The sequence below is a fragment of the Acidovorax sp. genome (genome assembly GCF_016783915.1).
Taxonomy (GTDB): Bacteria; Pseudomonadota; Gammaproteobacteria; order Burkholderiales; family Burkholderiaceae_C; genus Acidovorax.
In genome coordinates, this window is sequence record NZ_JADHVT010000166.1 from 1 (window position 1) to 9,608 (window position 9,608).

8 protein-coding genes are annotated in these 9,608 nt (G+C 64.2%); 6 read left to right on the forward strand and 2 right to left on the reverse strand.

The window, feature by feature from the left end; genetic code table 11:
• The 3 genes from ISS20_RS21085 to ISS20_RS21095 all read left to right on the forward strand — a co-directional run.
• A partial coding sequence (locus tag ISS20_RS21085) for an ABC transporter substrate-binding protein (protein ID WP_291439262.1) occupies positions 1 to 895 on the forward strand: 895 nt, incomplete at its 5' end.
• 34 nt (positions 896 to 929) lie between these two features.
• Positions 930 to 1,871 (forward strand): ABC transporter permease, encoded by a 942-nt coding sequence (locus ISS20_RS21090; protein WP_291439263.1) that lies wholly within the window; start codon positions 930 to 932, stop codon positions 1,869 to 1,871.
• 15 nt (positions 1,872 to 1,886) lie between these two features.
• On the forward strand, positions 1,887 to 2,765 hold the full coding sequence (locus ISS20_RS21095; RefSeq protein WP_291439265.1) for an ABC transporter permease: 879 nt from the start codon (positions 1,887 to 1,889) through the stop codon (positions 2,763 to 2,765).
• Between the two features lie 227 nt (positions 2,766 to 2,992).
• On the opposite strand, the gene ISS20_RS21100 is transcribed toward ISS20_RS21095, so the two are convergent.
• Positions 2,993 to 3,946 carry an AEC family transporter gene (locus ISS20_RS21100; RefSeq protein ID WP_291439267.1) on the reverse strand — a complete coding sequence of 318 codons (954 nt, stop codon included), beginning with the start codon at positions 3,944 to 3,946 and terminating at the stop codon, positions 2,993 to 2,995.
• A 144-nt stretch (positions 3,947 to 4,090) separates the two neighbouring features.
• Positions 4,091 to 5,326 carry an ABC transporter substrate-binding protein gene (locus ISS20_RS21105; RefSeq protein WP_291439268.1) on the reverse strand — a complete coding sequence of 412 codons (1,236 nt, stop codon included), beginning with the start codon at positions 5,324 to 5,326 and terminating at the stop codon, positions 4,091 to 4,093.
• Positions 5,327 to 5,633: 307 nt separating this feature from the next.
• Here ISS20_RS21105 and ISS20_RS21110 point away from each other — a divergent pair, with 307 nt between their 5' ends.
• The 3 genes from ISS20_RS21110 (at position 5,634) to ISS20_RS21120 (ending at position 9,504) form a co-directional block, all read left to right on the forward strand.
• Positions 5,634 to 7,733: an ATP-dependent helicase gene (locus ISS20_RS21110; RefSeq protein WP_291439270.1), complete on the forward strand. Its 2,100-nt coding sequence runs from the start codon at positions 5,634 to 5,636 to the stop codon at positions 7,731 to 7,733.
• A 182-nt stretch (positions 7,734 to 7,915) separates the two neighbouring features.
• Complete coding sequence (locus tag ISS20_RS21115; protein WP_291439272.1) at positions 7,916 to 8,269, forward strand: hypothetical protein; 354 nt, start codon at positions 7,916 to 7,918, stop codon at positions 8,267 to 8,269.
• Positions 8,266 to 9,504 (forward strand): phospholipase A, encoded by a 1,239-nt coding sequence (locus tag ISS20_RS21120; protein WP_291439274.1) that lies wholly within the window; start codon positions 8,266 to 8,268, stop codon positions 9,502 to 9,504. Before ISS20_RS21115 ends, ISS20_RS21120 begins: the two co-directional genes overlap by 4 nt.
• The last annotated feature ends 104 nt before the right edge of the window (positions 9,505 to 9,608 follow it).

Genomic DNA, 9,608 nt, shown 5'->3' on the forward strand with positions numbered 1-9,608 from the left:
CGCAATCCACTTCAACCGCGTGGTCTACACGCCGATCCCCGACGCCACCGTGCGCCTGGCCAACCTGCGCTCTGGCCAGCTCGATTTCATCGAGCGTGTGGCTACCAGCGACGTCGCCAAGCTGGCTACCGAGCCGCGTTTCAAGATCAGCAAGATCACCGAAGTTGGCTACCAAGGCATCACCATCAACCTGGGCAAGAGCGACAAAGCGCAAGCCAACCCGCTGGGCAAAGACAACCGCGTGCGCGAGGCCTTCGAGCTGTCGCTGGACCGCCAGGGCATCGTGCAGGTGGCGATGGACGGCGAAGCGGTGGCGGGCAACCAGTGGGTGCCGCCGAGCAGCAGCTTCTACACCAAGAGCAACCCGGTGCCCAAACGCGACGTGGCCAAGGCCAAGGCGTTGTTGCAACAGGCCGGCATCCCCAACCCCAGCTTCACGCTGATGACGCCCACGACGTCGGACGCGCAGAAGATTGCCCAGGTGGTGCAGGCCATGGCCAAGGAAGCTGGCTTTGACGTCAAGATCCAGTCGACCGAGTTCGCGACCTCGCTGAATCTGGCCGACAAGGGCGACTTTGACGCCTACGTGCTGGCCTGGAGCGGCCGCGCCGACCCGGACGGCAACGTCTACAGCTTTCTGGCGTGCAAGCAGCCGCTGAACTACTCGGGCTATTGCAAGCCCGAGGTGGACGCCCTGCTGAACGAAGCCCGCAGTAAGCAGAACGTGGCCGACCGCCTCAAGGCCTACGAGCAGGTCAACAAGTTCGCCCAGACCGACAACCCCATCCTCTACCTCTACCACCGCAACTGGCTGTGGGCGTACAACGCCAAGCTGACCGGTGTGCGTGAGGTGCCGGACGGCCTGCCGCGTCTGACCGGTCTGAAGATGAACTGACACTGCCCCAGCGCTACCTACACAGGCCCGAACGATGTTTGCATTTTTCCTTCGCCGGCTGGTCACCCTGGTGCCCACCCTGGTGTTCGTCTCCATGCTCATCTTCGGGCTGCAGCAGCTGTTGCCGGGTGATCCGGCGCAGATTCTGGCCGGTGAGGACCAGAACCCCGAGCTGATCGCGCAGCTGCGCGAAAAGATGAACCTGGACAAGCCCATCCCGGTGCAGTATGGCTACTGGATGGCCGGGGTGCTTCAGGGCGATCTCGGTGAGTCCGCCCGCACCGGGCAGCCGGTGCTGGAGCTGATTATGGAGAAGCTGCCAGTGACAGTTCAACTGGCTTTCATGAGTATGTTGGTGGCCCTGATCATCAGCCTGCCCTCGGGCATCATTTCTGCGGTCAAGCGCGACACCCTGATCGATCACGGTGCGCGTGTCTTTGCGCTGTCTGGAATTTCCATGCCGAACTTCTGGCTAGGCATCATGTTGATCCTGCTGTTCTCGGTCGAGTTGGGCTGGTTGCCCGCCTCGGGGTATATCAGCCCGTTCGAAGATCTGGGAGCCAATTTGGCCGCAATGGTCATGCCGGCCTTCGTGCTGGGCAATGGCATTGCGGCCGTGTTGATGCGCCACACCCGCAGTTCGATGTTGCAGGTGCTGGCCACAGATTACGTGCGCACTGCCCGTGCTAAGGGCCTGCGCGAGCGGGTAGTGGTGGTCAAGCACGCATTACGCAACGCGCTCACGCCTGTCATCACGCTAGGCGCGCTGGAGCTGGGCACACTGCTTTCGGGCGCGGTGCTGACCGAGCAGGTGTTCACCATTCCGGGTTTTGGCAAGCTCATCATCGACGCCGTTTTCAACCGTGACTATGCGGTGGTGCAAGGTGTCGTGTTGATCACGGCCACCACCTACATCATGCTCAACCTGCTGGCCGACATGGCCTACTTTGTCTTCAACCCACGCCTGCGGCACTGACCTGTGAGCATCCCTATGAGCACCACACTGACTGCCCCACGCGCGCCGGCCTCTGAGGCCGGACCCTGGATGCGAGCCTGGCGCAAGCTGCGCCGGAACCGGGTCGGTATGTTTGGCCTGATGGTCGTCCTAGGTTTTGTGCTGATGGCCATGCTGGCACCCTGGATCGCCACGCACGACCCCATCGCAGCGAGCTGGAGCGCCATCCGCAAAGCGCCCACGGCCGAGTTCTGGTTTGGCACCGACGAGCTGGGGCGCGACGTTTTCTCACGTGTGGTTTGGGGCACACGCGCCTCGTTGCTCGCCGGAGTGGTGTCGGTGGCTATTGCGCTCATCATTGGTGTGGCCATCGGCATGGCCGCCGGCTTTTTCGGTGGCTGGGTCGACATGTTGATTTCGCGTATCACCGACGCTTTTCTGGCCTGTCCGTTTCTGATCATGGCCATCGCGTTGGCAGCGTTTTTGGGTCCCAGCCTCACCAACGCGATGATTGCGATCGGGGTCTCGGCCGCGCCCATTTTTGTGCGCCTGACCCGAGCGCAGGTGATCAACATCAAGGTCGAAGATTACATCGAGGCCGCTCGTGCCGTCGGTTGTTCGCCGCTGCGCATCGCCACCTTTCACATCCTGCCCAACATCACCGCTCCGGTCATCGTGCAGTCCACGCTGACGATCGCCAGCGCCATCATTGCCGAGGCCAGCCTTTCCTTTCTGGGCCTAGGTCAGCAGCCGCCCGACCCGAGCTGGGGCAGCATGCTCAACACCGCGAAAAACTTCATGGACAACGCACCCTGGATGGCCATCTGGCCGGGTCTGGCCATCTTCATTCTGGTGCTGGCGTTCAACCTGCTCGGGGATGGCTTGCGCGACGCGCTGGACCCGCGCCAACGTTGACAACCAGACGCTTGCTGGCAGCCATGAACAGTCAGATGCTACTCCTGACATAAATACCAAGGGATTGGTAGCTCGATCGAAACTCCAACTCCCTTGTGCCTCGGCCCAGTGTTGCCAGCACCCGGAACGCAGATGCTTCCACCGTGGTGTTAGCGGTCTCAGTTCCTTGCACTTGCCCCATGGCTGCAGGGACACAGCCTCCGGCACATTGGATTTTGGTGGATCTCCTAACTCAGTAGCGCCACCGCCCCTGAAAAGCTCAGGAACGCAAGTGCCGTCGACACCAGGATGATTCGTGCGATCCGCCCGTTGTTGGCGCCAAACTTCTCGGCCAGAAGCGAGACGTTACTGGCGCTGGGCAGTGCAGCCAGCAACACCAGCACGGTGAGCGCAAACGGCGTGAGCGGCACGCCCATCGCGATGGCCGCCAAGCCCACGGCCCATACCAGCAGCGGGTGCACAAGCAGCTTGATCAGCGCCACCGGGACATACTCGCGCGTGGGCACTTGTTCGTGCTGGTTCATCTGTGAGCGGGCCAGCACGGCGCCGATGGTGAAAAGCGCCACGGGCGATGCGGCGTCGGCCAGCATGGCCACGGTTTTGTCGACCGGTCCGGGCAACTGAAACTGCAGGGCCGAGGCCAGCGCACCCAGCGCAATCGACCAGGGCATGGGGTTTGTGGCCATGCCCTTGAAGGCGTTGCGAAGCGCCACGCCCACCCCATGCGTGCCCGCGCCGTCTAGGCGCGAGAGCGCAATGCACAGCGAGCTCGTGATGACCATGTCCACCACGATGGTCACGATGGCCGGGCCTGCGCTTTGCGCGCCCAGCAGTGCCACCAGCAGCGGCACACCCATGAAACCCGTGTTGGGGAAGGCAGCCACCAGCGCGCCAAAGGCGGCATCATTCCAGCCGATGCGCGCATTGCGCGTGAGCGCCACCGCGCCGCCCACCATGATCAGCGCACACACGACATAAACGCCCGCGACGGCCGGGTCCAGCAGTTGCCCGATGGGCGTGCTGGCGCCAAAGCGGTACAGCATGCACGGCAGCGCAAAGTACAGAACGAACGCGTTGAGCCCCGGAATGGCGGGCTGGGGCAGCACACCGCGCCGCGCGGCCACGTAACCGCAGAGTACCAGTGCGAAGAAGGGGAAGGTGATGAGCAGGACGGAGAGCACGGGCGCTATTGTCTGTGCAGCGCCCGTCAGAGACGTGCGCGGTCCGCGGGCATGGTCAGCGCAAAGTCAGGCGGGGGCCATCGCACAGGGCGATTGCACGGTAAGGCGCTTCAACGACGTTAGCCGGTTGGAGGCCATCCTTCGTCACTGCTTGCGCTGAATGATTAGATTGCGCTTGGCGTCTTCGGGGTAAGCAAACGTGATGGCACCGTTCTTGACTGCACCAATGACAAGCATGTTGCGGGTAATGGCGTCCTTGTCTTCCACACTGAACGGCTTTTCGTAAGTGGACACCACGCCGTAGTAGGTCTTCATCTTGCCCTCCAGGGACTCTTTGATGGCTTTGCCGTTCAGGTTGCCGTCTCGGATGCCCAGCAGGGAATACATCAGCAGGTAGGTGGCGTCGTAGGCGTTGGCAGCGGCCATGGGCACTGCCACCCGGCCCTGGTACTTGCGGGTGTAGCTCGACAGGAAAGCGGCGCGACGCTCATTGCTGGGCTCGGCAATGAAGGTTTGCACCATCAGCGCGCCCTCGGCCGCGTCCTTGGCGCCGTCGATGAAGTTGGGGAACGACAGGGGCCACGCGCCCACCTGGGGCACCTTCCAGCCCAGGGCTTTTTTGCCGTTGGCGATGACCGCGTTTTCGGGGCCGACGGTGTAGCTGAAGACCACATTGGCGCCTGCATTGCGCGCAGCCGTGAGTTCGGCCGACAGGTCTTTGACACCCAGCGCAAAGCGCGACGCATACACGGGCTTGAGGTTCTTGGCGGCCAGCGCGGCCACCACGTCGTTGTAGCCGCCCTCGCCATAGCCGGTGGTGTCGGCAAAGATGGCGACCTTGTCCCAGCCGCGTTTCAAGATGTCGTCCACCATGAAGGGCGCCTGCAGCGCATCGCGGGCCTGCACGCGAAAGATGTAGCTGTCAGCGGGCGGGTACTTGGCCGTGACCGCAGTGCCGGATGAGCACGGCACGATGAGCGGGGTCCTTGCGTCCTGGAACAGGTCGATGGCCTTCATTGCCACACCGGTGTTGCAAAACCCGATGGCCGCGACCACTTTTTCTTTGAGCAGGTCCTGGCTGACCTTGCGGCCCTCGTCGGGGTTGGCGGTGTCATCCTTGATGACCAGCTCCAGTGGCCGCCCGAGGTAGCCGCCCACAGCATTGATCTCATCGACCGCCAGCTTGATGCCGTTGAGCATGGGCACCCCAAAGTCTGCCGACGGCCCGGTGAACGGGCCCACCACGCCGATGCGCACCGGGTTGGCGCTGCCGGTCTGGGCGTTCAGCTGCGCAGGCAGGACCACTGCGCCAACCACGAGCGCACAGCCTGCCCACCGAAACACAGACAAAGCAGAAGCAAACGAAACAAACGAAATCATGGTGGTGCGTCTCCAGGTGCCGCCCTCGGGATGGGCAATCAGTAGTCCGCAGTATCAAAGTGTGACAACCGTCGCCACCAGCGGGGTTTCCCGCAGCCACTCGGCTGCGGCTGGAGTTTGCTGCGATTGGGGGGCTTCCACGTCAGGGCAATGTCAGGCGCAAGCCGGTCGCCAGGACCAGGCCGGTATCATTGCGCGCTTCGCAGGCCCGCCCGACGTCACCTCTTGTCGCTTCTCGGGGCTCCCGGTACGCCTGCCCACGCCCCCACCTTCTCGCCTCCTTACCGCCTCTCGCGCCCCCCTCTGCATGTCTGCCGGTCTCAATCTCGCCCAGCTTCAGGCTGTTCACTACACCGATGGGGCCTGCCTCGTGTTGGCAGGGGCGGGCTCGGGCAAGACGCGGGTGATCACCATGAAGATCGCCCACATGATCGAAAAGGGCATGGACCCCAAGCGCATTGCGGCCATCACCTTTACCAACAAGGCCGCCTCTGAAATGCGCGAGCGTGCCAAGGGCCTGATTGGCCGACGTGCCAAGGACGTGCTGGTGTGTACGTTTCACGCCCTGGGGGTGCGCATGGTGCGCGAGGATGGCGCGGTGCTGGGCTTGAAGCCCCAGTTCTCCATCATGGACGCCGACGACGTGACCGGCATCCTGAAAGAAGCCGCGGGCGGCACCACCGACATGGCCACCGCACGGCAGTGGCAGTGGGTCATCAGCAAGTGGAAAAACATGGGCCTGACCTCTGAGCAGGCGCTGGCCCAGGCGGCAGACGACAGCGAGCGCAGCATTGCGGTGCTGATGGCGCGCTACGAAGAGCGCCTGTCCGCCTACCAGAGCGTGGATTTTGACGACCTCATCGGCATGCCGCTGCGCCTGCTGCGCGACTTCCCGGAGGTGCGCGCCAAGTGGCAGGCGCTGCTGGGCCATGTGCTGGTGGATGAATACCAGGACACCAATGCCACGCAGTACGAGCTTTTGAAACTGCTGGTGGGCGAGCGCGGGCACTTCACGGCGGTGGGCGACGACGACCAGTCCATCTATGGCTGGCGCGGCGCCACGCTGGACAACCTCAAAAAACTGCCCATCGACTTTCCGGCGCTCAAGGTCATCAAGCTGGAGCAAAACTACCGTTCCACCAGCGCCATCCTGCGCGCGGCCAACAACGTGATTGGCCCCAACCCCAAGCTGTTTCCCAAGACGCTGTTCAGCGAACTGGGCGAAGGCGAGCCGGTGCGTGTGGTGGACGCCGATAGCGAAGAGCACGAGGCCGACCGCGCCGTGGCCCGCATCCAGAGCCTGCGCGCCGCTAGCAACCCACCGCCGGACTGGAAGGGCTTTGCCATCCTGTACCGCGCCAACCACCAGGCCAAGCCGTTTGAAAAAGCGCTGCGCAAGGCCAACATTCCGTACAAGGTGTCGGGCGGCACCAGCTTTTTTGACCGCGCTGAAATCAAGGACCTGTGCGCCTGGTTTCGCCTGTGGATCAACAACGACGACGACCCGGCGTTTTTGCGCGCCATCACCACGCCCAAGCGCGGCATCGGCCACACCACACTGGCATCGCTGGGCGCGTTTGCTACGCAGCACAAGCAGAGCATGTTCGGCGCGCTGTTCAACGGCATGCTGCCCGCAGCGGTGCCCAAGCGCGCCATGGACGGGCTGCACGAGTTTGGCCGCTATATCAATTACCTGGAATACAGCGCCCGTCGCACGCACGGCGCCGAAGACGCCCGCAGGTTTCTGAACGACTGGCTCAAGGAGATCGGCTACGAGCAGCACCTGTACGACGGGGAAGACAGCGAGAAGGTAGCCGCCGCCCGCTGGAGCAACGTGATGGAGTTCTGCGACTGGATGGCCCAGCGCGCGGGCGGCCAGATCGACGACACCTCGGGCGCCGTGGTGGCCAAGGAGACAAAAAGCCTGCTGGAGGTGTCGCAGACGATTGCGCTGCTGTCTACCATCAGCGAGCGTGAAAAGGACCAGGACATGGTCACGCTGTCCACCCTGCACGCCAGCAAGGGGCTGGAGTGGCCGCATGTGATTTTGGTGGGTGTGACCGAGGGCATGCTGCCTTTCAAACTGGATGACGACGAAGGCCGTCAGCAGAAGGTGAGCGACGACACGCTGCAGCGTCTGCAGGAAGAGCGCCGCCTGATGTACGTGGGCATCACCCGCGCCCAGCGCACGCTGGCCGTGAGCTGGACCAAGCGCCGCAAAAAGGGCCGCGAAATGGTGGCCGCGCAGCCCAGCCGCTTCATCGCCGAAATGGGCCTGGACAAAACCACCGCCCGCGAAGATCCGCGCGAAAAGCTCAAGGCCCTGCGCGCCGAATTTGCCGCCAAGGCGCAGGCCACCACTGCGGCCAACGCGGCTGCAGCCGCCAACCCCACGCCTGCGGTCTGAGAAGGTCACGCACCATGGCCACACATCCCGCCACCGTTCGTTCCACGCCGTGCCCCACGGAGCCCCATGTCAGCAGCGCCTGGGGAATTGCTGTGCTTTTGATAGCTATCAGCGCTTATCCTACAAGCGCCATCAGCCAAAAAGGCCCACAATCCACGGCGGCTTGCCCGGCAGCGGCAGACATGGACCACCAGCACCTGCAGGGCCAGTGGCGCGCCGAGCTGCAGGCCCCTGCGCCGGGAGCCGGGCCCGCTACGGCCACGCTGCAACTGGGCCCGCACCCGGAGCTGGTACAGAGCGTGCGAGGCACCGTGGTGCGCAGTGGCACCACAGCCCAAGTCAGTGGTGACGTCGATGGCGGCAACCTGACCCTGGAAGAATCGATCAACGGCACCAACATCAGCGCCACCTGGACAGGCCAGGTGGTCGATGGAAGTTGCGGCAAGGAAATACGCGGAACATGGAACAACGCCCACCCCACCCCCACCACGCCGTCAGCACCGTTTGTGCTGCGCAAACAGGCGGCCTGGCAATGAGCCCGGTGGCGCGTGCCGCGCCAACGCCCCGCCGGCACTACACGCTGGCGCTGCTGCTGGCAGCGCTGGCCCCGGCCGGTGCGGCCCTGGCGCAATCAGCACCTGCCGCGGCCCCCGGCGCAGCTGCCGGGGCCGACGCCGCCCTGCGCCGCTGCACGACGCTGTCCAGCGACAACCAGGCGCGCCTGGCCTGCTTTGATGCCTGGGCAGCCGAACAGACCAAAACCACCGCAGCTGGCGCGCAACCGTGGCAAGCCCCAGCCGCTTCGGCATCGGCCAACGCTGGCGGCACAAGCTCCTCGTCGGCGGTGCCGCCGCCCGTGGATGCCACGCTGCCGGCCACCCGCATCATCGACGTGGCGCACACCGAAGGCTGTCGCGACCCGCAGTACAGCGATCTCTCGCGCTTCTGGGAGCTGGAGACGGGCACGGACTGCGGCACATTCAGCTTCCGGGGCTACCGCCCCATCACGGTGTCGGTGGTGGCCTCGAGCAACGTGAACCGCCAGCCCACGTCGGATGCCGACGGCAACTCGGCCACCGACTCGACGCCTTACCGCCGCACCGAAAACCGCATCCAGCTGTCCGTGCGCACCAAGGTCGCCCAGGGCCTGCTCACCCAGGGCCACCCCACACTCAAGGATTCGCTGTGGTTTGGCTACACACAGCAGTCTTACTGGCAACTGTTCACGCCCGAGATCTCGCGCCCCTTCCGCGCCACCGATCACGAGCCCGAGTTGATGTACGTGTACCCCACCACGGCGCAACTGCCATTTGGCTGGAAGTGGCGCTACAGCGGCATCGGTCTGGTGCACCAGTCCAACGGCCAGAGCAAGCCCCTGTCGCGCAGCTGGAACCGCGCCTACCTGATGACCGGCATGGAACTGGACAACCGCTTCAGCGTGACCGCCCGCATCTGGAAGCGCATCCCCGAGAGCGCGGGCAGCGATGACAACCCCGGCATCAGCGACTACGTCGGCCGGGGCGAGCTGTCGCTGCTGTGGAACGTGAACAAGGACAACACCCTGGGCGCCACCGTGCGCCACTCGCTCGCCAGCAGCGACCGGGGTTCGGTGCGCGTGGAATGGCTGCAAGCCCTGGGCACCGGCCTCTTTGGCAGCAAGAGCAACCTGCGCCTGCACACCTCGTTGTTCAGCGGCTATGGCGACAGCATGATCGACTACAACCGCAAGCGCACGGTGTTCAGCGTGGGGTTGAGCCTGGTGGACTTCTAGAGGTCATCCCCCTGAGCGGCTGCGCCGCTTCCCCCTTCTCTCTCCTCGCTGCGCGAGTCGGGAAGGGGGACGCCACCAGCGCGGCGGGGCGGCCCTTGCGCGGT

Excerpts from the sequence above, each read along its gene's own strand:
- ISS20_RS21090 (WP_291439263.1), top strand. The coding sequence starts at position 930 with ATGTTTGCATTTTTCCTTCGCCGGCTGGTCACCCTGGTGCCCACCCTG.
- ISS20_RS21095 (WP_291439265.1), top strand. The coding sequence starts at position 1,887 with ATGAGCACCACACTGACTGCCCCACGCGCGCCGGCCTCTGAGGCCGGA.
- ISS20_RS21105 (WP_291439268.1), bottom strand. The coding sequence starts at position 5,326 with ATGATTTCGTTTGTTTCGTTTGCTTCTGCTTTGTCTGTGTTTCGGTGG.
- ISS20_RS21110 (WP_291439270.1), top strand. The coding sequence starts at position 5,634 with ATGTCTGCCGGTCTCAATCTCGCCCAGCTTCAGGCTGTTCACTACACC.
- ISS20_RS21115 (WP_291439272.1), top strand. The coding sequence starts at position 7,916 with ATGGACCACCAGCACCTGCAGGGCCAGTGGCGCGCCGAGCTGCAGGCC.
- ISS20_RS21120 (WP_291439274.1), top strand. The coding sequence starts at position 8,266 with ATGAGCCCGGTGGCGCGTGCCGCGCCAACGCCCCGCCGGCACTACACG.